Genomic DNA, 23,582 nt, shown 5'->3' on the forward strand with positions numbered 1-23,582 from the left:
ACCCCGCCGTTCTGACGCCAACCGGCACGCCCCGCCGGTCCGACGCCAGCTGGCATCATCTGCCGGGTTAGCGCTGGTCGGCATCACCCGCCGGTCTGGCGTCGACCAGTATCACCCGCCGGTCTGGCGTCGACCAGCATCACCCACCGGTCTGACGCCGGCCAGCACCTATCTGCTGGTCTGGCCTTGGTCGGCACTATCCGCCGGGCGCCCGTTCGCGTGATTCAGCGGATCTTGGTGGATTTATCACCGTTTCGAGCTTTCTTCTTTTCCGCCCGATTTGTCGTCACTTCTCAGCGCCAGCGCCCTTCTCCGGTCGATCTGGTCGATATTGCCGCCGAAGCGCGTCTGCTTCTCAGTAGTGGCTGGGCCGTTCGCCGTCAATCCCGCGCGGGTGTCCTCCACCTGGCCTCATCCTGGGTGATCTTGGAGGATTTACCACCGGAAAGAGCCTTTCTCTCAGCTGCTGGCCCGCTCGCGGTCAATTCCCCGCGCGAGTGTCCGCCTTCCAGCTCCGTTCTGGCCGATCTTGGTGGATTTACCACCTTTTTCGGTGGTAAATCCACCAAGGTCTCTGCTGAGCGGGTCGCCCGCGTGAGGGGTTGACCGCAAGTGATCAGGCAGCCGAGAACAAGACTCGCTTCGGTAGCAGGTCGAGCAAGATTTCAGATTTTGCAGTCGTCGAGCAGAGGGAGATGTCTCTTTTGAGTCTTCTTCTTGATGGAGGGCTGGGTGTTGCGCAAGTCCTCGGCCGGGTGACTGGACGCCGCCCCGGCACGGGCACACTGTGACCGGTCGTGCGCGAGCCGAGCGCGGCGCGGAACCTCGCAGAAGACCCGCCGATGGTAGGTGCACCGAGATCGCGGCTGGGGATGTCGGCCTAGCGAGGGATTGGCCGTGGGCGGGCCGGAAGCAGGGAGCGAGACCTGAGACGGTTTCGTTGCCGGACGTTGGGCGGGTCGGGCCGGATGGTGGGCGGGTCGGGCCGGATGGTGGGCGGGTCGGGCCGGATGGGGCGGGTCAGGCCGGATGGGGCGGGTCAGGCCGGATGGGGCGGGTCAGGCCGAGTGGGGCGGGTCAGGAGAGCCAGGACTCCAGGACCCGCAGGGCCTGGCGGATCTCCGGGATCGGGACGAACTCGTTGTCGGTGTGGGCGAGCAGCGGGTCGCCGGGGCCGAAGTTGACCGCTGGGATGCCCAGGGTGGCGAAGCGGGACACGTCGGTCCAGCCCAGTTTCGCCTGCGGGGGGCGGCCGACCAGCTCGACGAACTCCTTCGCGGCGGGGCGGTCGAGGCCGGGGCGGGCGCCGGGGGCCGCGTCGACGACCTCCAGCTCGAAGCCGGCGAACACCTCCCGCAGATGTGCCTCGGCGGCGGCCACGTCGCGGTCGGGGGCGAAGCGATGGTTCACATAGACCGTGCACAGGTCGGGGATCACGTTGCCGGCGATGCCGCCCTCGATCTTCACCGCGTTGAGGCCCTCGTGATACTGCAGGCCGTCGACGACCGGCTGCCGCGGCTGGTAGGCGCGGAGCACGTCGAGCACCGCCCCGGCACTGTGGATGGCGTTGCTGCCGCGCCACGAGCGGGCCGCGTGCGCCGCCACGCCGGGCACGGTGATCTTCACCCGGATGGTGCCCTGGCAGCCGCCCTCGACGGTGCCGTCGGAGGGCTCGCCGAGGATCGCGAAGTCGCCGGCCAGCCACTCGGGGTGGTTGCGGACCAGCCGGCCCAGACCGTTGAGCCTGGCCGCGACCTCCTCGTGATCGTAGAAGACGAAGGTCAGGTCGTAGCGGGGCGACGTGAGCGTGGCGGCCAGGTGCAGGGCGACGGCCACCCCGGCCTTCATGTCGACGGTGCCGCGGCCGCGCATGATGTCACCGTCGACGACGACCGGCAGGTTGTCCGCGATCGGCACGGTGTCCAGGTGGCCGGCGATCACCACCCGGGTGCCGCGCCCGAACGAGGTGCGCGCCACCACCGCGTCACCGTCGCGCAGCACCTCCAGGTGGGGGCGGGACCGCAGGGCGGTCTCGACGGCGTCGGCCAGGGCCTTCTCGTCGCCGCTGACGGACGGAATGTCACAGATGGTCCGCGTGAGTTCGACGACATCACCGGTCAGATCGAGCGTGGTCATGTTGCAAACTTATCAGAGATCCGGCATTTTTATGCACAGGGCCGGATGCCGTGACCGCCGGTCGCAGCGATAGGGTCAGGACGGTAACGAAACGTGAACGACCGAGGAGTGGGTGTGCCGGAGAGCGACGAGCCGACGCGGCTCTGGGGTGCGCGGTTCGCTGGTGGGCCGGCCGAGGCGCTGGCCCGGCTGAGCGTCAGTGTCCAGTTCGACTGGCGCCTCGCGCCCTACGATCTGCTCGCCTCCCGCGCGCATGCCCGGGTGCTGGCCAACGCGGGCCTGCTCGACGCGGACGAGCTGGGCCGCATGCTGGCGGCGCTGGACGATCTGGAGTCCGCCTGCGCCGCCGGTGACTTCCGCCCGACCATCGAGGACGAGGACGTCCACACCGCTCTGGAGCGGGGCCTGCTGGAGCGGCTCGGCGCGCTCGGCGGCAAGCTGCGGGCCGGCCGGTCCCGCAACGACCAGGTCGCCACCGACCTCCGGCTCTACCTGCGTGATCACGCCCGCGGGGTGGCGGTGGCGCTGATCGAGCTGGCCGACGCGCTGACCGAGCAGGCGGCCCGCAACGTGGACACCGCGGCGCCCGGCATGACCCACGTGCAGCACGCGCAGCCGGTGAGTTTCGGGCACTGGCTGCTGGCGCACGTCCAGCCGCTGCTGCGTGACCTGGAGCGGCTGCGCGACTGGGACGCGCGCACCGCGATCAGCCCGCTGGGGTCGGGTGCGCTGGCCGGCTCGTCGCTGCCGCTGGACCCGGCGGCGGTCGCCCGGGAGCTGGGTTTCACGGCTCCGGCGGAGAATTCCATGGACGCCGTCGCCGACCGTGACTTCGTCGCCGAGTTCCTCTTCGTGACCTCGCTGATCGGGGTGCACCTGTCCCGGCTGGGCGAGGAGGTGGTGCTCTGGACGTCGACCGAGTTCGGCTGGGTGGAGCTGGACGACGCGTTCGCCACCGGTTCGTCGATCATGCCGCAGAAGAAGAACGCGGACATCGCCGAGCTGGCCCGGGGCAAGAGCGGCCGGCTGATCGGTGGCCTGGTCGCGGTGCTGACCATGCTCAAGGGCCTTCCGCTGACCTATGACCGGGACATGCAGGAGGACAAGGAGCCCGCGTTCGACGCGGTGGACACCCTGGAGCTGCTGCTGCCCGCGCTGGCCGGGATGATCTCGACGATGACCGTCCGGGTGGACCGGCTGGCCGCCGCCGCGCCGGTGGGCTTCTCGCTGGCCACCGAGGTCGCCGACTGGCTGGTGCGCAAGGGTGTGCCGTTCCGGGACGCGCACGAGATCACCGGCAAGCTGGTGGCGCTCTGCTCGGCCCGCGAGTGCGAGCTGGACGACGTCACCGACGACGACCTGAAGACGATCAGCGAGCACCTGGACCCGTCGGTGCGGGAGGTGCTGTCGGTGTCGTCGGCGCTGGCCGCGCGCACCACGCCGGGGTCGACCGGGCCGGGCCCGGTGGCCGACCAGCTCGCCACCGTGCAGCACAAGCTGGACAACTGGCGCCAGTGGGCAGTGGAAAAGGTCGTGCCCCGCTAGGCGCTGGGAAGAAAGCGGCGCCGGAAGGCAACCGCCGGAAAGCGGGCGCCGGGAAGCAACCGCCGGGAAGCAACCGCCGGGAAGCGGGCGCGGGAAAGCGGGCGCCGGAAAGCGGGCGCCCGAAGGAAAACGGGCACCCGAGGGAAACGGGTGCCAGGGAGAGCGGCGCCGGGGCAAGGTGGGCGCCCGAGGGAGAGCGGCGCCAAGAAAGAGCGGGCGCCAGAAGAAAGACCTGCGCCAGGAGGAAAGCGGGCGCGGGGAAAGCCAGGCGTCAGGAAGCGAAGCCAGGCGTCAGGAAGACCGCGAAGGCGGTGACGGGTTCTTGCCCGTCACCGCCTTTTTTCATGCCCATGGTGCAAGAGCTTGCAGCTAAATCAGCAGGAATTATGTCGGCAAGGTTCCGAGATTTGGTCAGAGACGTAAAACTGGGGCTTTTGTCCATGTTTGAGATGCTGGCTCATTGCAAGTTGATTCGCAAGGGGTTTCTAAGGCCGCAACTTCTTGCTACGGTCCGGTCGTCACTCAGCAGGTCGTCAAGGAGCGCATCATGCGTCACATAGCCAAGGGACTCGCCGCCGCCACCCTCGCCCTCTCCCTAGCCGCCTGCGGTGGCGCGGAGACCGCCGAGGAGAAGGCCCCGGCCGCACTGTCCGCCGAACTCACCTGGTGGGACACCTCGGACGCCAAGAACGAGGGCCCGGTCTTCCAGGAGCTGATCGCCCAGTTCACCGCGAAGCACCCGAACGTGAAGATCAACTACCAGTCGGTGCCGTTCGCCGACGCGCAGAACAAGTTCAAGACCGCCGCCGCGGCCAAGACCGGCGCCCCGGACATCCTGCGTGCCGAGGTCGCCTGGGTGCCCGAGTTCGCCTCGCTGGGCTACCTCTACTCGCTGGACGGCTCGGATCTGACCGCCGACGAGGCCGACTACAACCCGGCCGCGCTCGCCTCGAACAAGCTGGACGGCAAGACGTACGGCGTCCCGCAGGTCACCGACAGCCTGGCCCTGCTCTACAACAAGGAGCTCGTCGAGAAGGCGGGTGTCGAGGTCCCGAAGACCTGGGCCGAGTTGAAGACCGCCGCGCAGACGGTCAAGCAGAAGACCGGTGTGGACGGCCTCTACGTCAACCCGGCCGGCTATTTCACCCTGCCGTTCCTCTACGGCGAGGGCGGTGACCTGGTGGACACCACGGCGCAGAAGATCGTGGTGAACTCGGAGCAGAACGTCGCCGGCCTGAAGATCGCCAAGGATCTGATCGACAGTGGCGCCGCGGTGAAGCCGTCGGCCACGGACGCGTACAACACGATGATGACTCTCTTCAAGGAGAAGAAGGTCGCCTTCATCGTCAACGGGCCGTGGGAGGTCGGCAACGTCAAGTCGGCGCCGGACTTCGGTGGTGTGGAGAACCTGGGGATCGCTCCGGTTCCGGCCGGTTCGGCGAAGGCGGGCACTCCGATCGGCGGCCACAACTACGTGGTCTGGTCGGGTGTCCCGCAGGAGAAGGCGGCGGCCGCCGTCGAGTTCATCAAGCACATGAACTCGGCCGAGTCGCAGGCGTTCCTGGCCGACAAGCTGGGCCTGCTGCCGACCCGCCAGTCGGCGTACGACATCGAGTCGGTCAAGAACAACCCGGTGGTGACCGCGTTCAAGCCGGTGAGCGCGACCGCCGTGAACCGGCCGTGGATCCCGGAGGGTGGCCAGTTCTTCGGCGCGCTCGACCAGCTCGCCACCGAGGTGCTGGTGCAGGACGAGGACCCGAAGGCCGCTCTCGACGCGGTCGCGGCGAAGTACAAGGCCGAGGTCGTCCCCGGATACGCCACCAACTGAGCAGGCGGTGGGCGCCCCGGGAGGGGCGCCCGACCAGAAAGGGATGACCACAGTGACCGCGCTCCGGCGGAGCTGGGACAAGCACTGGACGGCCTGGGCGATGGTCCTGCCGGTGGTGCTGGTCCTGGCCGTTCTGATTCTCTATCCGCTGGCCAACGGCATCTGGCTGACGTTCACGAACCAGACCGAGGCCAATCAGCTGGCCGAGATCTGCACGAAGTCGATCACCGGCGGCGAGGTCTGCGAGGACAACCCGAACGCCTGGTCGTACGTGGGTCTCGGCAACTATGCCGACATCCTCACCGGCAGGGTGGGTGAGTTCTGGCAGTGGACCGGCACCACCCTGATCTGGACGATCGCCGGTGTCACCTTCCATTACGGCCTGGGTCTCGGCCTGGCCGTGATGATCCACCGGGAGATGCGTCTGCGCGGTCTCTACCGGGTGCTGCTGGTGCTGCCGTGGGCGGTGCCCGCGTTCATCAGCGCGTTCGCCTGGAAGTTCCTGTTCAACGAGCGGCTCGGCCTGATCAACTCGGTGCTGACCGCGCTCGGGTTCGACGCGGTGGCCTGGTTCGCCGATCGGTGGTCCGCGCTGTTCGTCGCGGTGGTCACCAACATCTGGCTGGGTGTGCCGTTCATGATGGTGGCCCTGCTGGGTGGCCTGCAGAGCATCCCGGGGGAGTTGTACGAGTCGGCGGAGATCGACGGCGCTTCGCCGTGGCAGCGGTTCCGCAACATCACTCTGCCGGGGTTGCGGCCGGTCAGCGCCACGGTGATCCTGCTGGGCACGATCTGGACCTTCAACATGTTCCCGATCATCTTCCTGGTGACCGAGGGGCAGCCGGCCGGGCAGACCGAGATCCTGGTGACCGGCGCGTTCCGGGCCGCGTTCGAGGGCATCCGCAACTATTCGCTCGCCTCCACGTACGGCGTGCTGATCCTGTCGATCCTGCTGGTCTTCTCGGTGTTCTACCGGCGGACGCTGCGTAAGCAAGGCGAGGTGTGGTGATGGCGGCCAGAACGAAGAGCAGGTCGATCGCCCTGCACGCGACGCTGATCCTGGCCTCGCTGATCGCGGTGGGCCCGATCCTGTGGGTGGTGCTCTCCTCGTTCAAGCCGGGCTATGCCGTGCAGAGCACCGAGATCACCCTGATCAAGGACCCGACGCTGGCGAACTACCGGTACGTGCTGTTCGAGACGAGTTTCCCGGAGTGGTTCCTCAACTCGGTGATCGTGGCGAGCCTGACCATGCTGATCGGCATCTTCTTCTCGGCGACCACCGGTTACGCGCTGTCGAGGTTCAACTTTCCGGGCCGCCGGGGCCTGATGATGGTATTCCTGGTGACCCAGATGTTCCCGGTGTCGATCCTGATCGTGCCGATCTACACGATCATGTCGAACCTCGGGTTGATCAACACGTTGCCGGCGCTGGTCATCGCGTACCTGACGATCGCGGTGCCGTTCTGCGCCTGGATGCTGAAGGGCTATTTCGACTCGATCCCGACATCACTCGACGAGGCGGCGGCCTTGGACGGGTGCGGGCCTTTCCGGACGTTCTGGCGGGTGATCCTGCCGTTGGCCCGGCCGGCGATCGCGGTCACCGGCTTCTACTCGTTCCTCACCGCGTGGGGCGAGGTGGCTTATGCGTCGGCGTTCCTCCAGACCGACGACAAATTCACCTTGGCGTACGGGCTACAGCAGTTCGTCCCGCAGTTCAATGCGCAGTGGGAATATCTCACCGCGGCCGCCGTGCTCGTCACGATCCCGGCCGGAATCGTATTCCTCTTCGCTCAGAAGCATCTCGTGTCGGGTCTGACCGCCGGCGGCACGAAGGGTTGATCGGCGGGGAAAAGCCGATGCCCCGGAAATCTTTCCGGGGCATCGGCTGAAACGGTCAGACAACCGCGACCGGCGCCCGGGAAGGCGCGATCGCGGTCGAGTTGCGCACCACCAGTTCGGGATGGAAAAGGTACTCCGAGTGGGGTGCGCCGTGGCCGTTGATCTCGTCGACCAGGGAGCGCACCGCGGCCACCGCCATGGAGGCCACCGGCTGGCGCAGGGTGGTCAGCGGCGGGTCGGTGAACGGGATCAGCGTGGAGTCGTCGAATCCGATCACCGAGACGTCCTCGGGCACCCGCAGGCCGCGCCGGCGGGCGGCCCGGATCGCGCCGAGCGCCATCATGTCGGAGGCGCAGATGATGCCGGTCGCGCCCTTGGCGAGCAGCCGGTCGGCGGCCACCTCGCCACCCTCGACGCCGAACAGGGTCAGCGAGACCAGCTCGTCGAGGGCGTCGTCCGGGACGTTCAGCTCCCGTTTCATCGCGGTGCGGTAGCCCTCCAGCTTGCGCTGGGTGTTGATGAACCGGTTGGGTCCGGAGATCATGCCGATCCGCCGGTGGCCGAGAGCGACCAGGTGGGTGACCGCGAGCTCGCCGGCGACCCGGTCATCGCACGAGACGAACGGCGCCTCCAGCTCCTTGGCGAAGCTGTTGACCAGCACGATCGGCAGCGGCCGGTCGAGCAGCCGCTGGTACCGGGAGCGGTCCGAGGTGGTGTCGGCGGCCAGCGAGGAGATGAAGACGATGCCGGAGACCTGCCGGTCCAGGAGCATCTCGACGTATTCGTCCTCGGTGACGCCGCCGGGCGACTGGGTGCACAGCACCGGGGTGTATCCGTGTTGCGCCAGTGACGATTCGACGACCTGTGCGAAAGCCGGGAAGATCGGGTTCTCCAGTTCCGGAACCACCAGACCGACCAGGCCGGCACTGCGTTTCCGGAGGCGTTCCGGTCGTTCGTAACCGAGAACGTCGAGTGCGGTCAGGACCGCCTGTCTTGTTTCAGCGGAGACACCGGGGCGGTCGTTAATGACACGCGACACCGTCGCCTCACTGACCTGAGCCTGTTTGGCGATATCGGCCATTCGCGCACGCATGGGCTCACTCTAGTCGTCTGTTGTGTGCTCGGCATGGTCCTGAAAGGTCTTCCATTGCATGCAAGACCTTGCTAACGTCCCGGCAACAGTAGCGATACAGGGCGATCCTTCGATCGAACCGCCGGCGAACGGCGCGTCTTCGAGCCTGTTCACGGATCACCCTACGGAGTGGTCCCGGTGGGTTCCGCGCCGGGTCGGCATCGAGAAATATACAACTGTCAATCCGATACCACCGAATCGGAAGGGTGCGCCGTGGCACCGAGAAAACACCGCTTACGGCTGGGCGCCGCTCTGCTCAGTCTGTTCCTCCCACTGATCGCCGTGCCGGCCGCCCCGGCCGTCGCGGCGCCGAAGGCCCCCAGTGACGCCGTCATCGCCCAGTGGGGTTCCGACGACCCCTCCGGCGGCGAGCAGTTCTACTTCGTGCTGCCGGACCGGTTCGCCAACGGGAACCCGAAGAACGACCGGGGCGGCCTCTCCGGCGACCGGCTGTCCACCGGCTACGACCCCACCGACAAGGGCTTCTACCACGGTGGCGACCTGCAGGGCGTGATCGACCGGCTGGACTACATCCAGGGCCTGGGCACCACCGCCATCTGGCTCGCCCCGGTCTTCAAGAACCGTCCCGTGCAGGGCACCGGCGCCGACGTGTCGGCCGGCTACCACGGGTACTGGATCACCGACTTCACCCAGGTGGACCCGCACTTCGGCACCAACGCCGACCTGAAGCGGCTGGTCAAGCTGGCCCACCAGCGCGGGCTCAAGATCTACCTGGACATCATCGTCAACCACACCGCGGACGTCATCAAGTACGCCGAGGACACCTACACCTACGTCGACAAGGCGGACTCCCCGTACACCGACGTCGACGGGCAGCCGTTCGAGGACCGCAACTACGCGACCTCGAAACGGTTCCCGAAGACGGACGCGACCTCGTACCCGTACACGCCGATCTTCGGCAGTGAAAAAGACAGGACGGTCAAGAAGCCGGCCTGGCTCAACGACGTGAACATGTACCACAACCGCGGTGACTCCACCTTCGCCGGCGAGAACAGCGAGTACGGCGACTTCTTCGGCCTCGACGACCTGTGGACCGAGCGTCCCGAGGTGGTCGAGGGCATGACGAAGATCTACGCGGACTGGGTGCGCGACACCGGCATCGACGGCTACCGCCTGGACACCGTCAAGCACTCCAACCTGGAGTTCTGGCAGCAGTGGGCGCCCGGTGTGGAGAGGGCCGCGAAGAAGGCCGGCAAGGACGACTTCTTCATGTTCGGCGAGGTCTACAGCGCCGACCAGGAGATTCAATCCACCTATGTACGCCAGGGGCAGCTGCCCGCCACGCTGGACTTCTCCTTCCAGGAGACGGCCCGCGGCTTCGTCACCGGCAACAGTGGCGCCGCCGCGCTGTCCGGGCTGTACGCCAAGGACGACCTCTACACCGCCCGGGACACCGGCGCGGACCGGCTGCCCACCTTCCTCGGCAACCACGACATGGGCCGGATCGGCTCCTTCATCGCCGCCGCGGCCACCGCCGACACCCAGCTCAAGCGGGACCAGCTGGCCCACGAGCTGATGTTCCTCACCCGCGGCCAGCCGGTCGTCTACTCCGGTGACGAGCAGGGCTTCACCGGCGCGGGCGGCGACAAGGACGCCCGCCAGGACATGTTCGCGAACAAGAGCGCGGACTACCTGGACGACGATCTGATCGGCACCGACCGCACCCACGCGGTCGACAACTACGACACCACGCACCCGATCTACCGGACCATCGCCGGGCTCGCCAAGCTGCGCAAGGCCCACCCGGCCCTGGTCAGCGGCGCGCAGACGACCCGGTACGCGGCCGAGGGCCCGGGTGTCTTCGCCGCCTCCCGGATCGACCGGGCCAAGCGCGCCGAATACGTGGTGGCGGTCAACAACGCCACCACCGCGCAGACCGTCTCGTTCGCCACGGCCACCCCGAACGCCACGTTCCAGCGGATCTACGGTGGCGCGGGCACGGTCCGGGCCGGAGCCGACGGGCGGATCACCATCACCGTCCCGGCACTGTCGTCGGTCGTGTTCAAGGCGTCGAGCGCGGTGCCCGTACCGGCAAGCGGTCCGGCGGTGACCATCAGCAGCCCGCAGCCGGGCGCATCGGTCCCCACCCGCACCGAGATCGTCGCCGACGTCACCGGCGACCCGCTCGCCACGGTGACCTTCGCGGCCCAGGTCGGCGACGGCCCGTGGACGCTGCTCGGCACCGCCGACCGGGCACCCTACCGGGTGTATCACGACCTGACCGGCCTGGCCGGGAACGTGCCGGTGCGGTACAAGGCGGTGGCCCGCGACAGCAGGGCCCGGCTCGCCTCCGGCACCACGAACATCACCGTCGGTACGCCGGAGGCCACCTCCACCGCCGGATACGCGGTGGTGCACTACCAGCGGACCGACGGCGCGTACGACGACAAGAACCTCTACGTGTGGGGCGACGTCGACCCGTCGATGACCACCACCTGGCCGGACGGGCAGCCGTTCACCGGCGAGGACTCCTACGGGCGGTTCGCCTACGTCAAGCTCAAGCCCGGGGCGAAGAGCGTCGGCTTCATCGTGGTCGACGATCAGGGGAACAAGGACACCGACAGCGACCGTACGATCGACGTCGGCGCCAGCCCGGAGATCTGGATCAAGCAGGGGGACACCACGGTCTACCCGACACGGCAGGCCGCGACCGGGCAACCTGATCCGGTGCAGAACGAGTCCACGGCGATCATCCACTGGAAGCGGGCCGACGGGAACTACGACGGCTGGGGCCTGCACGTCTGGTCCGGCGCCGCGAACCCGACCGACTGGTCCAGCCCGCTGCTCCCGGTGCGGTTCGACGCGTACGGCGCGGTCTTCGAAGTGCCGCTCGCGGCCGGGGCGCCCTCACTCAGCTACATCATCCACAACGGCGACACCAAGGATCTGCCCGCCGACCAGTCCCTCGACTTCGCCAAGGCGGGCCGGGAGGTCTGGCTGATCGCCGGCCAGGAGACCCGGCTGCTGCCGCTGGTCAAGACCGCGTCGGGCGGTGGGATCGTGGACGTCACCAAGTCGGCCGCGGTGTGGCTGGACCGGGGCACGATCGCCTGGAGGACCGGCACCGGCAGCACCCTGGAACCGGTCGGCGCGGGCACCGACGGCCGGGTCTACGCCCTGGTCCACGCGCCCACCGGCGGGATCGGCGTGGCTGACGGCGAACTGACCGGTACCTACTCCACCGTGCCGCTGTCGGCCCGGCGCACCGGCCTCACCGAGGCGCAGCGGGAGCGGTTCCCGCACCTGTGGCAGTACGGGGCGTTCACTCTGACGTCCCGCAACGTCGCCGACATCCTGCGCGGCCAGGTCGTGGTCACCGAGCGGGACGCCGCGGGCAAGCTGCTGTCGGCCACCGGGGTGCAGCTGTCCGGCGTGCTCGACGACGTGTACGCGTCCGCCGCCTCGTCGACGCTCGGCCCGGTCGTCAACGGCAAGAACACGACGGTCGCCGTCTGGGCGCCGACCGCCCGGGACGTCCAGCTGGAGATCGGCGACTCGCCGTCGCTGGTCAAGCTGACCAGGAACGACCGCACCGGCGTGTGGTCCGGCCGGGGCGACTGGGCCGGGAAGGACTACCGGTTCCGGGTCACCGCCTGGCAGCCGGCCACCCAGCGGATGGTCACCGCCTCGGTGACCGACCCGTACTCGGTCGCGCTCACCGCCGACTCCACCCGCAGCCGCTTCGTCAGCCTGTCCGACCCGGCGCAGACCCCCTCCGGCTGGAGCACCCTGAAGAAGCCGGCCGCCGTTCCGGCCGCCAAGATCCAGATCTCCGAACTGTCGGTACGGGACTTCTCCATCGCCGACACCACCGTCCCGCAGGCGAACCGGGGCACGTTCAGCGCCTTCACCGGCGACTCGGCCGGCAACCGTCACCTGCGGAAACTCGCCGAATCCGGGGTCACCCACCTGCACCTGCTGCCCGCGTTCGACTTCGCCACCATCCCGGAGAAACGCGCCGACCAGCAGCAGCCCGCCTGTGACCTGGCGTCGCTGCCGCCCGACTCGGACCAGCAGCAGGCCTGCATCGCGGCGGTCGCCGCCACCGACGGATACAACTGGGGGTACGACCCGCTGCACTACACGGTGCCGGAGGGCGGCTACGCGGCTGACCCGAACGCCCGTACCCGCGAATTCCGCTCGATGGTGGCCGGGCTCAACAAGGCCGGGCTGCGCGTGGTGATGGACGTCGTCTACAACCACACGTCCGCCGCCGGCACCGATCCCAAGTCGGTGCTCGACCAGATCGTGCCCGGCTACTACCACCGCCTGCTCGACGATGGGACCATCGCCAACTCCACCTGCTGCGCCAACACCGCGCCGGAGAACACGATGATGGGCAAACTCGTCGTCGACTCCATCGTCACGTGGGCGAAGGCGTACAAAATCGATGGTTTCCGCTTCGATCTGATGGGTCATCACCCGAAGGACAACATCCTGGCGGTGCGCAAGGCCCTCGACAAACTCACCGTCGGCCGGGACGGGGTCGACGGCAAGAACATTTACGTGTACGGCGAAGGCTGGAACTTCGGCGAGGTGGCGGACAACGCCCGCTTCGTGCAGGCGTCCCAGACCGAACTCGGCGGCACCGGCATCGGCACCTTCAACGACCGGCTCCGGGACGCCGTCCGCGGTGGCGGCCCGTTCGACGACAACCCGCGCGTCCAGGGCTTCGCCTCCGGGCTCGCCGGCGCCCCCAACGGCGACCCCGTCAACGGCACGGATGCCGAACAGCGGGCCCGGCTCCTGCACTACCAGGACCTGATCAAGGTGGGGCTGACCGGCAACCTGGCGAACTACACGTTCACCGGATCGTCCGGCGAGACCGTCAAGGGATCCGAGGTCGACTACAACGGGGCGCCGGCCGGCTACACGGTCGACCCCGGTGAATCGATCACCTACGTCGACGCGCACGACAACGAGATCCTGTACGACGCGCTGGCGTACAAACTGCCCCAGGCCACCACCGCCCTGGACCGGGCCCGCGCCCAGTCGGTGGCGCTCGCCACCACCGTTCTCGGACAGGGCGCCGGATTCGTCACCACCGGCAGCGAACGGTTGCGGTCCAAATCACTGGACCGGAACTCGTACAACTCCGGCGACTGGTTCAACCAGATCCTCTGGAACTGCGCCGACGGCAACGGCTTCGGCCGCGGCCTCCCCCCGAAGGCGGACAACGAGTCCAAGTACGAGTACGCCCGCCCGCTGCTCGCCGACCCGGCCCTGATCCCCGACTGCGCCGCGGTGAACCTGGCCGACTCCACCTACCAGGAGCTGCTCCGGATCCGGAAGTCCACGCCGGCGTTCGGCCTCGCCACCGGGAAGACCGTCCAGCAGCGGGTGTCGTTCCCGCTCTCCGGAAAGAACGAGACCCCGGGCGTCATCACCATGACCATCGACTCCCGCGGCATCGACAGGAAGTGGAAGTCGATCACGGTGGTCTTCAACGCGGGCACCACCACCGCCACCCAGACGGTGCCGTCCCTGGCCGGCGCCAAACTGGCCCTCCACCCGATCCAGGCGGCCTCGGCCGACCCGGTCACCCGGACCGCCTCGGTCAAGGCCGGCACCTTCACCGTCCCGGCCCGCACGGTGTCGGTGTTCGTCCAGAGCTGAGCCCCCCGGGCCGGCGCGGGCCCTTCCACCCCCGCGCCGGCCCGGTCCCACATCCAAGCCGGTTACGGCTCGCTCTGCCAGCGCGTGGTGGTCAGCAGGGAAGTCTTGCCGATGGGCGGCAGTCCATCGTCGAGGCCACGGGGACGCTGGTAGATATCGCGCATCCGGCCCCGGTTCGGGATGTGTCCCGTGCCGGCCGCCCGCTCCAGAACGGTGAGCGTGCCGGCCAGGCTGATCGAGCCCACAGCATGGTCTCCATCCCGAAGCCGCCGAAGCCGGTGGATCTCACCGGTGGCGGTCCGTGCTCCGGGGCCGTCGTCGATCAGCACGATCACGTGAGCGCCTGCCTCAGCGGCCACCACGGCGTGCGCGATCACCATCGTTTCGCCGAGATCCTTGGCATGCTTCAACCGCTCGGCCATGGGTTGCCGGGTGAGCCGGTCCACGACTCGGGACAACGCGGGAGTGACATCGTCGGGAAGAATCTGGATCCAGTTCGGGGTCAGTTTCTTCCAGGCCGCCGCGGCCGGCCGGAAACGTGGATCCTGAGCGGCTTTGCGAAGCACCTCGTCACCGACCGTGGCAGGGGCACTGAGCTTGCCCAGCACGGCTATCAGAAGCCGCTCCTGATTGATCGACAGGAAGTTCAGGCCGGGTCCGGCATCGATGATCGGTCGCTGGGTCATACCGCGTCCGGCGCCGGCGTCGTGAGTGTGCCGTCCGGCGGACCGAGAATGTCGTCCAGGTCGTCGAGATCCACGACCACGTCGGGTAGCTCGGCGGGATCAGTCCAGGTGACGGGCCGCTGGGCGGGAAAGACGCCAGCCTCGCGCAGTTCCGTCGCCGCCTCGTCGGCAGTGATGCCACGCAGGGTGGCGATCGTCTGGGCGGAGACGACTCCCTCGGTGTAGCCCCGGACGGCGCGGGCCAGGAGCTGCTGCGGGGCCCGCCGGCGGTTGCTGTCGGCTTGAAGCGCGCGGTATTGATCTCCCCAGCCGAAACGGACGGCCAGCTGTGGAGCGGTCACCGCCCACCAGGCGCTTCTGGTGTCGGCATCGATGTGACCCGCCTGCTCCAGCGCTATGGTGGCGATCTTCGGAGACACCAGGAACCGCTGAACCACAGCCGACAGCGTCGGCAGATCCACTTCGTGGCCCTCGTCCAGAAAAGCCGTCAACCCTTCGCCCGGCACCAGCAGATGACGGGCGAAGGCGGTGGCGCGGCTCTCCGTGGGCGACGGCGCGCTCCAGTCACAGGTGGTGTTGTCCGCCCAGTCGCCGAACACGACGTGCGCGAGCTCGTGAGCCAACGTGCTGCGTTGCCGCATCGGATGTCGGGTCCGGGCGACGCCGATGAACACGGTGTCGCGGCGCGGATCCCGCATCGTCAGACCGTGCTCATCGGGGCCTGCGTCCAGAACGGCCACATCGATGCCGGCCGACTGCTCGATCAACGCGACGAGGTCGCCCAGTGGCTGCCAGCCGAGCCGATGCTCGACCCGGAACCTCTCCGCCGCCGCACGCCCGTCAACCTCGGCGTCCACCGTCGTCACCGCCGTCAGATCGTGGCCGGGATGGCCTGCTCGTCCAGGTAGTCGTCCAACTCGAGGAAGTGCAGCAACGCCTCGCGCATCTTTTCCATGCCCGAGCCGTTGGTGGCTCGGGCGGCGCACTGCGCGCGCTCGGCCACCGTGCTCGCCCCGGTCAACTGGGCCACCGTGCAGCCGGTCGCCCAGGAGATCGCCACGATCTCCGGCAGCTTCGCCACACGATCGCCGGTGATGATGCGCGACAACGTGGGCTGCGAGATGCCGGTGGCGTCGGCGAGGGCTCGCTGACTCAAACCCGCGGATATCCGTGCTTTGTCTATCAGCGCGCCGATGTCGATGCTGGTCATGACCATCACCCCCAACGCTGAATCATGATCAGATGTTGTGATTCAGTCTACGCGATCGGGCCTGCCGGTGCTATCGGCCGGTGGTCGCCTCCTCGTGGTGGGAGCCGGCGGAGGCGATGCGGTGGGCGTACGCGATCAGTGGTTCTGGTACAGGTCTCGCAACAGGGAGATCTCCGCGCCGTGGTGGATCGTCTCGCGGTTGATGTGCGGGACCAGGGTGGTGGCCGGGGGCTCGTCGGCGAACGGGCGCTCGGCCGGGCCGCACGGGCGGCTCAGGCCCTCCTCGCCCGCTATCCGGTTCGGACCGGTTCGGTGAGCAGGGCGCGCAGCTGGTCGGCGGGCTGGGGGCGGCCCAGGTGGTAGCCCTGGGCGTATTGGCAGCCCATCGCGATCAGCAGGGCCAGCTGGTCGGCGTCCTCCACGCCCTCGGTGACCACCCGCAGGCCGAGGGTGTGGCCGAGTTGCATGATCGCGCTGACCAGTTCCTGCTGGCGGGCGTTGCCGACCAGGCCGTCGATGAACGAGCGGTCGATCTTGAGGACGTCGACCGGGATGTCGCGCAGGTAGCCGAGTGACGAGTAGCCGGTGCCGAAGTCGTCGATGGCGATCTTCACGCCGAGTTCGCGCAGCTCCTGCAACCGGATCGAGGTGACCGCCAGGTCGCGCATCATCACCGTCTCGGTCAGTTCCAGGGTCAGGCAGTGCGCCGACAGGCCGGTGGTGGCCAGCGCGTACGCCACGTGCTCGGTGAGGTCGGGCAGGTCCAGGTGGGCGGCGGACAGGTTGACGCTGACCCAGGCCGGCGCGGTCCGCGGACTCTCCTCCTGCCACTGCCGGATGGTGTGGCAGGCCTGGATCAGGATCCACCGGTCGATCTCGATGATCATCCCGGTCTCCTCGGCGAGCGGGATGAACGAGCCGGGCTGTTGCAGGCCGCGCTGCGGGTCCTGCCAGCGCACCAGCGCCTCCGCCCCGGAGACCTGGCCGCCGGGCAGTGACACCACCGGTTGCAGATGCAGCCGCAGCTCGCCGCGGTGCACCGCCTCGCGTAGCCGGGTCTCCAGGTCGAGCCGGTTCAGCAGCTGTTCGTGCATCCGGGTCTCGAAGATCAGGTAGCGGTTGCGGCCGCCGTCCTTGGCCGCGTACATCGCCACGTCGGCGTTGCGGACCACCTCGTCGGCGTCGGTGAACCGGGCCGCGTCCGGCACCACGCCGACGCTGACCGTGACCACCGCCTCCCGCCCGTGCACCGCGAACGGCCGGGCGATCGTCTCCAGGCAGGCCAGCGCCACCCGTTCGACCGAATCCGGAGCCTCCAGGAGTACGGCGAACTCGTCCCCGCCCAGCCGGGCCACCGTGTCCTGGGGCCGCAGCACCCCGGTCAGCCGGTCGGCCGCGGTTCGCAGCAGCAGGTCGCCGGCGTTGTGCCCGAGACTGTCGTTGACCCGTTTGAAACCGTCCAGGTCCAGGTAGAGCAGCGCGATCGGCTCGCCGGACACCCGGGAGCGGGTGAGCGCGTGATCCAGCCGGTCCAGCAGCAGCTTGCGGTTCGGCAGCCCGGTCAGCCCGTCGTGCAGCGCCTGGTGCCGCAGGTCACGTTCCAGGTCCCGCTGGCGGGTCACGTCGCGCAGCACGATCACCGCGCCGACCTGGTCGATCTCGCTGATCGTGTACTCGACGCGTACCGCGGTGCCGTCCGGTCTCGGCAGCAGGCCCTCGCGGGTGCCGTTGCACAGGCCCTCGGCCTCCGGCAGCAGCACGCCCGCCTCCCGCTGCAGCAGCCCGCCGACCCCGAGGCCGGTGATCCGCCCGGCGGCCTCGTTGGCGAACGCGATCCGCCCGGCCGGGTCGACGCCGCAGATGCCCTCGCCGGCGTTGGCCAGGATGCTGTCGGTGTATCCCTTGGCCAGGATCTCCCGGGCCGAACGTTCCAGCTGTTCGGCCATCGCGTTGAAGGCGCGGGCCAGCCGGCCGATCTCGTCCCGGCCGTCGTGCGGCACCCGGTGCGAGTAGTCGCCGCTACGGATGGTGCGCACCGCGGTGGTCAGCGAGGTGATCCGCCGGGTGAGCGAGCCGGCCAGCGCCAGCCCCAGCGTCACCACCAGCAGGATGACCACGGCCGCGCTGCCCAGCGTGACCGTCTGCGCCTGCCGGGTGGCGCCCATCATCGGCTCGTAGATCGGGGTGTACTCCAGGATGACCGCGCCGATGGTGTTGCCGGCCTTGCTGGTCATCGGCACCACCACCTGCCGGATGCCGTCCGGATGGCCGGCGCCGGTCTCCAGGAAGACCCGGGACTCGCCGTCGGTGATGGTCCGGGCCACCTCGTTGCCGGCGTCACCGTCGTAGACCAGGCCGACGCCTTCGCGGGTGATGTCACCGAGGATGTACTTGCCGCTGTCGACCACCACCACGTCCCGGTGCTGGGTCTCCCGCATCCGCCGCAGGTACCGGTCGAGGGCCGACGGGCTGTAGTAGAGCGGTGTGACGATCTCGTCCTCACGGTCCCTGACCAGGCCGATCGACACGTCCTTGGCGATTCCCTGGGCCAGCCGGGCCGCCTCCTGGGTGGCGGCGCGCTCGGCCGAGGCGGTGTTCGCCTGCCAGGAGATCAGGGCGGTCCCCGCCACCATGACCGCGACCAGGAGATAACCACCGAGAAGTTTCTGCCGTACGTTCATCCCACCGCCCATCTTCCCCGGACACGTTCGGTGATGAGAGGAAAAATCGGTAAATGTGGGTGTGCTCAAGGGCGCTCGTCCGCGGCCGATCAGGAGCGTTCGAACGGTGGCGCCGGCCACCCGAGCCGGAGGTGCCCGCTGGTGGACCCGCTGCTGCTGATCCTGCGCGAACAGATGGCCCGCAAACTGTCGGAGGTGGCCGGCACGATGGCGGCCACCATGGAGGTGCTGGCCGCCACCCGGACGATCGCCGGCGACGTCCGCGGCACCGAGTCCCTGCGCGCCGCCATCGAGGAGCTCGGCGCCACCCGCGACCAGCTGCTCGGCCAGGCCCGCGCGCTGGAGGCGTTCGCGCCACGCCCCGCCGCGGGATAGAACCCGCCCGGGCGGGTAAGGGCCGGTGGTGGAGGAATTGCACTGGCTCGCGGTGGTGCGGCACGGCCTGAGCACCGGCAACGTCACCGCGGAGGAAGCCGAGACGGGCGGCGCCGACCAGATCGACATCCCGGAGCGCGACGCCGACGTGCCACTCGCGCCGACCGGCCGGGAGCAGGCCGAGGCGGTCGGCCGGCTGCTGCGCGCGGATCCGCCCGACCTGGCGGTGATCTCGCCTTACCTGCGTACCCGGCAGACCGCGGAGATCGCGCTGGCCGGGCTGGACCGGGTGCGCACCGTGGTCGACGAGCGGCTGCGGGACCGTGAGCTGGGCGTGCTCGACCTGCTCACCGCCCGCGGCGTCCGGGCGCGGCTGCCGGACGAGGCCCGCCGGCGGGAGCGGCTCGGCAAGTTCTACTACCGGCCACCGGGTGGCGAGTCCTGGGCCGACGTGCTGCTGCGGCTGCGCGCCCTGCTGCGGGAGATCCGCCAGGACCATCCCGGCGGCCGGGTGGTCCTGTTCGCCCACGAGGCCACCGTGCTGATGGTGCGCTACCTCGCGGAGGGGCTGAGCGAGGCCGAGCTGATGGAACTGTCCCGCGGCGTCACCATCGCGAACTGCTCGATCAGCAGCTGGCGTGACGGTGCGCCGGAACTCTTCAACGCGGTCGATCACCTGCGCCGCGAGGGCGCCCCGCCGACCCGGCAGGAGGACGTCGATGACGAACCGGCCTGATGAACGGGTGGTCACCCCGCGGCTGCTCCGGGACTGGGCGCTGCCCGAGCCGGAGGGCGGCAAGGAGTCCCGCGGCACCGTCCTGGTGGTCGGCGGCGCCCGCAGCACCCCCGGCGCGGTGCTGCTGGCCGGGCTCGCCGCGCTGCGGGCCGGCGCCGGCCGGCTGCAGATGGCCGTCGCCACCGAGTCCGCGGTGCCGCTCAGCATCGCCGTTCCGGAGGCCAAGGTGGTCGGTCTCGACCCGTCCGACGAGGTGCTGCGGCTGGCCGCGGAAGCCGACGTGATCGCGCTCGGCCCCGGCCTCGACGACATCGACAGCACCATCCGGCTGATGGGGACGGTGCTCGGTGCGGCCGGCCCGGACGCCGCCGTGGTGCTGGACGCCTACGCTCTCGGGGCGCTGAGCAAGGAACCGGGACTGCTCACGTCGCGGCGCGCAGTGCTCACCCCCAACGTGGTGGAGGCCGAGCACATGCTGGGCCGTGACCCCGGCGACGACCTCGCCGCGGCGGCCCACGAGCTGGCGGTCCGCCACCACGCGGTGGTCTCCCTGTACGGGCACGTGGCCGCCCCGGACGGCCGGGCCTGGCGGGAGGAGAGCGGCCACGCCGGCCTCGGCACCTCCGGCAGCGGCGACGTGCGCGCCGGGATCGTCGCCGGACTCCTCGGCCGGGGCGCGGACCCGGCCCAGGCGGCCTGCTGGGCGGCGTTCGCGCACGCGGTCAGCGGTCAGCGGCTCGCCCCACGGTACGGACGGATCGGATTCCTGGCCCGGGAACTCGTCGACGAGGTGGCATCGACGATTGCTTCGGTGTGACGGGGGTAGGCGGGTTGCTCCACCCGCACCGTAGAGAAGGAGCACCGCCATGACGACCGCCCGCGACATCATGACCCCGGACGTCACCTGCGCCCGGGAACGCGAATCCCTGGCCGACGCCGCCCGCAAGATGGCCGACCTGGACGTCGGCTCGCTGCCGGTCTGCGGCGACGACGACCGGCTGCAGGGCATGATCACCGACCGGGACATCGTGCTCAAGGCGGTGGCCCAGGGCCGCAACCCCGGCGAGGTCTACGCCGGTGAGATCGCCCAGGGCAAGCCGGTCACGATCGGCGCCGACGACGACGCCGCCGAGATCCTGCGGACCATGACCCAGCACCGGGTACGCCGGCTGCCGGTGATCGACGGCCACCGCCTGGTCGGCATCGTCGCCGTCGCCGACGTGGCCCGCGCGCTGCCCGACCACCCGGTCGGTGAACTGCTGGACGCGCTCAGCGCGTGATCCCGGCCCTCCGGTGGCGGTCGTGCTCAGGCCGCCACCGGGCGCTCGTGCAGGGCGCCGGCCGCCTCGTTCAGCAGGGCGTCGGCGTCCGGGTGGCCGTCCCACACCGCCACCCCGACCGCGGCCCGCGGCAGCAGTTCGGTGCGGGACACCCGGAACGGCTCCTGTACGGCGGCCAGCAGCCGCCCCGCCACCAGCCCGGCGTCCTCCGGCGAGTCCATGCCGTCCAGCAGCACCGCGAACTCGTCGCCACCCAGCCGGGCCGCCGTGTCCGCGCCCCGGATCCCGTCCCGCAGCCGCTGGGCCACCGCCACCAGCAGCTGGTCCCCGGTGGTGTGCCCGAACCGGTCGTTCACCGCCTTGAATCCGGACAGCTCGAACAGCAGCAGCGCCACCGGGGTGTCCCGGTCCGCCCGTGCCACCGCCTGCTGCAGCCGGTCGCGGAGCAGCGCCCGGTTCGCCAGCCCGGTCAGGCTGTCGTGGAACGCCTGATGGCGCAGGTCGGCGTCGTTGTCCACGTGGCGCAGGCCGAGCACCGTCTGCGCGGCCAGCGCCTCCAGCGCGGGCAGCACCTCGGCCGGGATCGGGGCGTCACCGCCGGCCATCAGGGTGCCGTAGAGGTGCTTGTCGCTGCGGAGCGTGACGGTCACGCGTACCGCGGCGATGTCTCCGGCCAGCAGCGAATCCGGGGCCGGGCCGGCGACCGTGCGCACCACCTCCCCGTCCGGGGTGTTGCCGGTGACCGCGGCCCAGCCGCCCGGCAGACCGCCCAGCAGGTCCCGGGCCGCCTCCGTGGACAGCCGGCACACCGTCTCCCGCTCGGAGGTGGTGACCAGCGTCGAACCCAGCCGGGCGAACACCCGCTCCCGGGCGGTGGCCCGCTCCTGCCGCCGGGTGCTCTCCGCCACCAGTGCGGTGAACAGGGCCAGCGGCGGCACCCCGGCGGCCTGCTGCAGGAACACGCCGAGCTGATCCGGATCGGTCAGCACGATCGCCCCCACCGACCCGGCGAACAGCGACGCGGTGAGCAGCAGGGCGTGCCGCCACGTCCCGTAGAGACCCCGGAACGCGACTGTCACGAACAGCAGGCCCAGCGTGATCAGCCAGTTGTGCGACCCGAACCCGACCAGCCCCAGCAGCAGGCCCTCGACCGGGGCCGCCCAGACCGGGAACCCGGCCCGCCGGTAGCCGTGCAGCCACCAGGAACCCAGCGCCAGCGCGGCGGAGACGGCGGCCACCCGCCACAGCGGCGCCGGGCCGTCGCCGGTCAGGATCCGGGGCACCGCTGTCGTCACGTGGAACAGGATGAGGATCAGGAACAGCCACCGGATGCGAGCGCCGAGTTGCCGCGGCGGTGCCATCCGGCGAAGCCAAGCCGGTGCCCGTGTCATGGCCGGATGATCGGCACCCTCAGTCCTCGAACGAAGCCCAATCCAGGCCCAGTTTGCGCAGCCGGCGCAGCGACGAACGGTCCCGGGTGGCGACGTACACCTCGAACCAGTCCGCGTCGTCCGCGCCGACCAGCGCGATCGTGTCCGGCCCGGCGAAGATCCGGGTCCGCGCGCACGGCCAGCGCAGCGGCCGCAACGGCACCCGGCGCAGCGGGGCGGTGATCCGGCGGGCCTGCGCCCGGTCCACGAACGCCATCCCACCGGCCGTCCGCCCGTCCATCGCGGCGGTGGCCAGGACCGAGAGCAGCAGGTACGCGGTGAGCCGCTCGCGCTCCCGCAGCGGCTGGTCGCTCAGGCCGTGGTAGTAGACCGCGGGGTCGTCCTCGCCCGGATCCATCAGCAGGTCGAAGGTGCCGTCCCCGGCGGTGCCGAAGATCAGCCGGCCGTCCGGGCCGCCCGGCACCGGCTCGCGCAGGATCCGCAGCGATCCGCCGTGGATCTCCTCCCGGCCGGCCGCCGCCCGGTGGAACACCCGCAACGCCGGCGGCAGCGCGGAACCCGGCTCCACCGGGGGAACCTCCCCCCACCAGCCGGCCACGAAACGGTCCAGGGCGGTCAGCGGATCGTCCGGCAGCAGGTCCAGCCAGTCCACGTCCGGCTCGCCGGCCCCGGTCACCCCCAGCAGATGCTCCGGCAGCGGGGTGTCCAGCCGCAGATCGAGCCGCTGCAGCACGCCACGGCGGCGGGCCGGCTCGGTCACCCGGGCGGTGCCCAGGGTCAGGCACCCGTCGCCGAGCCGGGCGAAGACGTGCAGCGGCAGCCCGTCCCCGCCGGTCAGGCGCCCCTCGATGAGCCGCGGGAACGGCCCGGAGACGGTCACGTCCTCGGCGGTGCGCACCCCGCCGGCGATCAGCACGGTGCCCTCCGGCCCGGCGGCGAAGATCGTGTCCGCGGTGCTGTGCACCCGGGCGCCGGGCCCGGCCGCGGCCAGCGCACCGGCCTCGGCGACGACGGACCAGAGGCGGATCTCCACCGGCCCACGGTAGAGGCCGGGCGCCACCGGCGCCTCGTGCACGCGGGTGGCCTCCCCCTCGGCGGTCACCCGC

General features: G+C 69.9%; 19 protein-coding genes. 10 read left to right on the forward strand and 9 right to left on the reverse strand.

Annotated elements, in window-relative coordinates:
• The first annotated feature begins 219 nt into the window (after nt 1–219).
• Nucleotides 220–606 carry a hypothetical protein gene (locus ACQ0O7_RS03555; protein ID WP_430780276.1) on the forward strand — a complete coding sequence of 129 codons (387 nt, stop codon included), beginning with the start codon at nt 220–222 and terminating at the stop codon, nt 604–606.
• A gap of 471 nt (nt 607–1,077) precedes the next feature.
• Here ACQ0O7_RS03555 and dapE read toward each other — a convergent pair whose 3' ends face one another.
• The gene (gene dapE, locus ACQ0O7_RS03560) at nt 1,078–2,136 is read right to left on the reverse strand and encodes a succinyl-diaminopimelate desuccinylase (RefSeq protein WP_430780277.1); all 1,059 of its coding nucleotides are present in this window, start codon (nt 2,134–2,136) and stop codon (nt 1,078–1,080) included.
• Between the two features lie 93 nt (nt 2,137–2,229).
• On the opposite strand from dapE, the gene argH reads away from it, so the two are divergent.
• Nucleotides 2,230–3,681 (forward strand): argininosuccinate lyase, encoded by a 1,452-nt coding sequence (gene argH / locus ACQ0O7_RS03565; RefSeq protein WP_430780278.1) that lies wholly within the window; start codon nt 2,230–2,232, stop codon nt 3,679–3,681.
• A 271-nt stretch (nt 3,682–3,952) separates the two neighbouring features.
• On the opposite strand, the gene ACQ0O7_RS03570 is transcribed toward argH, so the two are convergent.
• Nucleotides 3,953–4,123, reverse strand: a complete 171-nt coding sequence (locus ACQ0O7_RS03570) for a hypothetical protein (protein WP_430780279.1) — start codon at nt 4,121–4,123, stop codon at nt 3,953–3,955.
• 105 nt (nt 4,124–4,228) lie between these two features.
• Between ACQ0O7_RS03570 and ACQ0O7_RS03575 the strand changes: the two genes are divergently transcribed.
• From ACQ0O7_RS03575 to ACQ0O7_RS03585, 3 genes are read left to right on the forward strand one after another with little or no spacing between them, the layout of a single operon-like run.
• The gene (locus ACQ0O7_RS03575; RefSeq protein ID WP_430780280.1) at nt 4,229–5,509 is read left to right on the forward strand and encodes an extracellular solute-binding protein; all 1,281 of its coding nucleotides are present in this window, start codon (nt 4,229–4,231) and stop codon (nt 5,507–5,509) included.
• A gap of 43 nt (nt 5,510–5,552) precedes the next feature.
• Entirely contained in the window at nt 5,553–6,518 is a 966-nt protein-coding gene (locus ACQ0O7_RS03580; RefSeq protein WP_430780281.1) for a carbohydrate ABC transporter permease, read from the forward strand.
• Nucleotides 6,518–7,348 carry a sugar ABC transporter permease gene (locus ACQ0O7_RS03585; protein WP_430780282.1) on the forward strand — a complete coding sequence of 277 codons (831 nt, stop codon included), beginning with the start codon at nt 6,518–6,520 and terminating at the stop codon, nt 7,346–7,348. Before ACQ0O7_RS03580 ends, ACQ0O7_RS03585 begins: the two co-directional genes overlap by 1 nt.
• A 55-nt stretch (nt 7,349–7,403) precedes the next feature.
• Here the strand turns inward: ACQ0O7_RS03585 and ACQ0O7_RS03590 are convergent, their stop codons facing one another.
• On the reverse strand, nt 7,404–8,441 hold the full coding sequence (locus ACQ0O7_RS03590; protein ID WP_430780283.1) for a LacI family DNA-binding transcriptional regulator: 1,038 nt from the start codon (nt 8,439–8,441) through the stop codon (nt 7,404–7,406).
• Between the two features lie 252 nt (nt 8,442–8,693).
• Here ACQ0O7_RS03590 and pulA point away from each other — a divergent pair, with 252 nt between their 5' ends.
• On the forward strand, nt 8,694–14,117 hold the full coding sequence (pulA, locus tag ACQ0O7_RS03595; protein WP_430780284.1) for a pullulanase-type alpha-1,6-glucosidase: 5,424 nt from the start codon (nt 8,694–8,696) through the stop codon (nt 14,115–14,117).
• Between the two features lie 62 nt (nt 14,118–14,179).
• Here the strand turns inward: pulA and ACQ0O7_RS03600 are convergent, their stop codons facing one another.
• The 4 genes from ACQ0O7_RS03600 to ACQ0O7_RS03615 form a co-directional block, all read right to left on the reverse strand.
• Nucleotides 14,180–14,803 (reverse strand): hypothetical protein, encoded by a 624-nt coding sequence (locus ACQ0O7_RS03600; RefSeq protein ID WP_430780285.1) that lies wholly within the window; start codon nt 14,801–14,803, stop codon nt 14,180–14,182.
• Nucleotides 14,800–15,669: an ImmA/IrrE family metallo-endopeptidase gene (locus tag ACQ0O7_RS03605; protein ID WP_430780286.1), complete on the reverse strand. Its 870-nt coding sequence runs from the start codon at nt 15,667–15,669 to the stop codon at nt 14,800–14,802. Before ACQ0O7_RS03605 ends, ACQ0O7_RS03600 begins: the two co-directional genes overlap by 4 nt.
• A gap of 5 nt (nt 15,670–15,674) precedes the next feature.
• On the reverse strand, nt 15,675–16,013 hold the full coding sequence (locus tag ACQ0O7_RS03610; RefSeq protein WP_430780287.1) for a helix-turn-helix domain-containing protein: 339 nt from the start codon (nt 16,011–16,013) through the stop codon (nt 15,675–15,677).
• Between the two features lie 290 nt (nt 16,014–16,303).
• Nucleotides 16,304–18,694 (reverse strand): EAL domain-containing protein, encoded by a 2,391-nt coding sequence (locus ACQ0O7_RS03615; protein WP_430780288.1) that lies wholly within the window; start codon nt 18,692–18,694, stop codon nt 16,304–16,306.
• Nucleotides 18,695–18,835: 141 nt separating this feature from the next.
• Between ACQ0O7_RS03615 and ACQ0O7_RS03620 the strand changes: the two genes are divergently transcribed.
• The 4 genes from ACQ0O7_RS03620 to ACQ0O7_RS03635 are packed head-to-tail and all read left to right on the forward strand — an operon-like array spanning nt 18,836 to nt 21,085.
• On the forward strand, nt 18,836–19,069 hold the full coding sequence (locus ACQ0O7_RS03620; protein WP_430780289.1) for a hypothetical protein: 234 nt from the start codon (nt 18,836–18,838) through the stop codon (nt 19,067–19,069).
• 28 nt (nt 19,070–19,097) lie between these two features.
• Nucleotides 19,098–19,805: a histidine phosphatase family protein gene (locus tag ACQ0O7_RS03625; RefSeq protein WP_430780290.1), complete on the forward strand. Its 708-nt coding sequence runs from the start codon at nt 19,098–19,100 to the stop codon at nt 19,803–19,805.
• Entirely contained in the window at nt 19,789–20,622 is an 834-nt protein-coding gene (locus ACQ0O7_RS03630; RefSeq protein ID WP_430780291.1) for an NAD(P)H-hydrate dehydratase, read from the forward strand. Before ACQ0O7_RS03625 ends, ACQ0O7_RS03630 begins: the two co-directional genes overlap by 17 nt.
• Nucleotides 20,623–20,671: 49 nt before the next feature.
• Nucleotides 20,672–21,085 (forward strand): CBS domain-containing protein, encoded by a 414-nt coding sequence (locus ACQ0O7_RS03635; RefSeq protein WP_430780292.1) that lies wholly within the window; start codon nt 20,672–20,674, stop codon nt 21,083–21,085.
• Nucleotides 21,086–21,111: 26 nt separating this feature from the next.
• Here ACQ0O7_RS03635 and ACQ0O7_RS03640 read toward each other — a convergent pair whose 3' ends face one another.
• A complete protein-coding gene (locus ACQ0O7_RS03640; protein WP_430780293.1) occupies nt 21,112–22,446 on the reverse strand; it encodes a diguanylate cyclase domain-containing protein in 1,335 nt (444 codons plus the stop codon).
• Nucleotides 22,447–22,495: 49 nt separating this feature from the next.
• A complete protein-coding gene (locus ACQ0O7_RS03645) occupies nt 22,496–23,578 on the reverse strand; it encodes a hypothetical protein (RefSeq protein WP_430780294.1) in 1,083 nt (360 codons plus the stop codon).
• Nucleotides 23,579–23,582: the final 4 nt, after the last annotated feature.

This window comes from Actinoplanes sp. G11-F43 (assembly GCF_050589265.1).
Classification (GTDB): Bacteria; Actinomycetota; Actinomycetes; order Mycobacteriales; family Micromonosporaceae; genus Actinoplanes.

Coding starts and splice junctions, on each gene's coding strand:
- ACQ0O7_RS03585 (WP_430780282.1), top strand. CDS start 6,518: ATGGCGGCCAGAACGAAGAGCAGGTCGATCGCCCTGCACGCGACGCTG.
- ACQ0O7_RS03610 (WP_430780287.1), bottom strand. CDS start 16,013: ATGACCAGCATCGACATCGGCGCGCTGATAGACAAAGCACGGATATCC.
- ACQ0O7_RS03635 (WP_430780292.1), top strand. CDS start 20,672: ATGACGACCGCCCGCGACATCATGACCCCGGACGTCACCTGCGCCCGG.
- ACQ0O7_RS03580 (WP_430780281.1), top strand. CDS start 5,553: ATGACCACAGTGACCGCGCTCCGGCGGAGCTGGGACAAGCACTGGACG.
- ACQ0O7_RS03575 (WP_430780280.1), top strand. CDS start 4,229: ATGCGTCACATAGCCAAGGGACTCGCCGCCGCCACCCTCGCCCTCTCC.
- ACQ0O7_RS03600 (WP_430780285.1), bottom strand. CDS start 14,803: ATGACCCAGCGACCGATCATCGATGCCGGACCCGGCCTGAACTTCCTG.
- ACQ0O7_RS03590 (WP_430780283.1), bottom strand. CDS start 8,441: ATGCGTGCGCGAATGGCCGATATCGCCAAACAGGCTCAGGTCAGTGAG.
- ACQ0O7_RS03630 (WP_430780291.1), top strand. CDS start 19,789: ATGACGAACCGGCCTGATGAACGGGTGGTCACCCCGCGGCTGCTCCGG.
- dapE (WP_430780277.1), bottom strand. CDS start 2,136: ATGACCACGCTCGATCTGACCGGTGATGTCGTCGAACTCACGCGGACC.
- ACQ0O7_RS03615 (WP_430780288.1), bottom strand. CDS start 18,694: ATGAACGTACGGCAGAAACTTCTCGGTGGTTATCTCCTGGTCGCGGTC.
- ACQ0O7_RS03640 (WP_430780293.1), bottom strand. CDS start 22,446: ATGGCACCGCCGCGGCAACTCGGCGCTCGCATCCGGTGGCTGTTCCTG.
- ACQ0O7_RS03570 (WP_430780279.1), bottom strand. CDS start 4,123: ATGGACAAAAGCCCCAGTTTTACGTCTCTGACCAAATCTCGGAACCTT.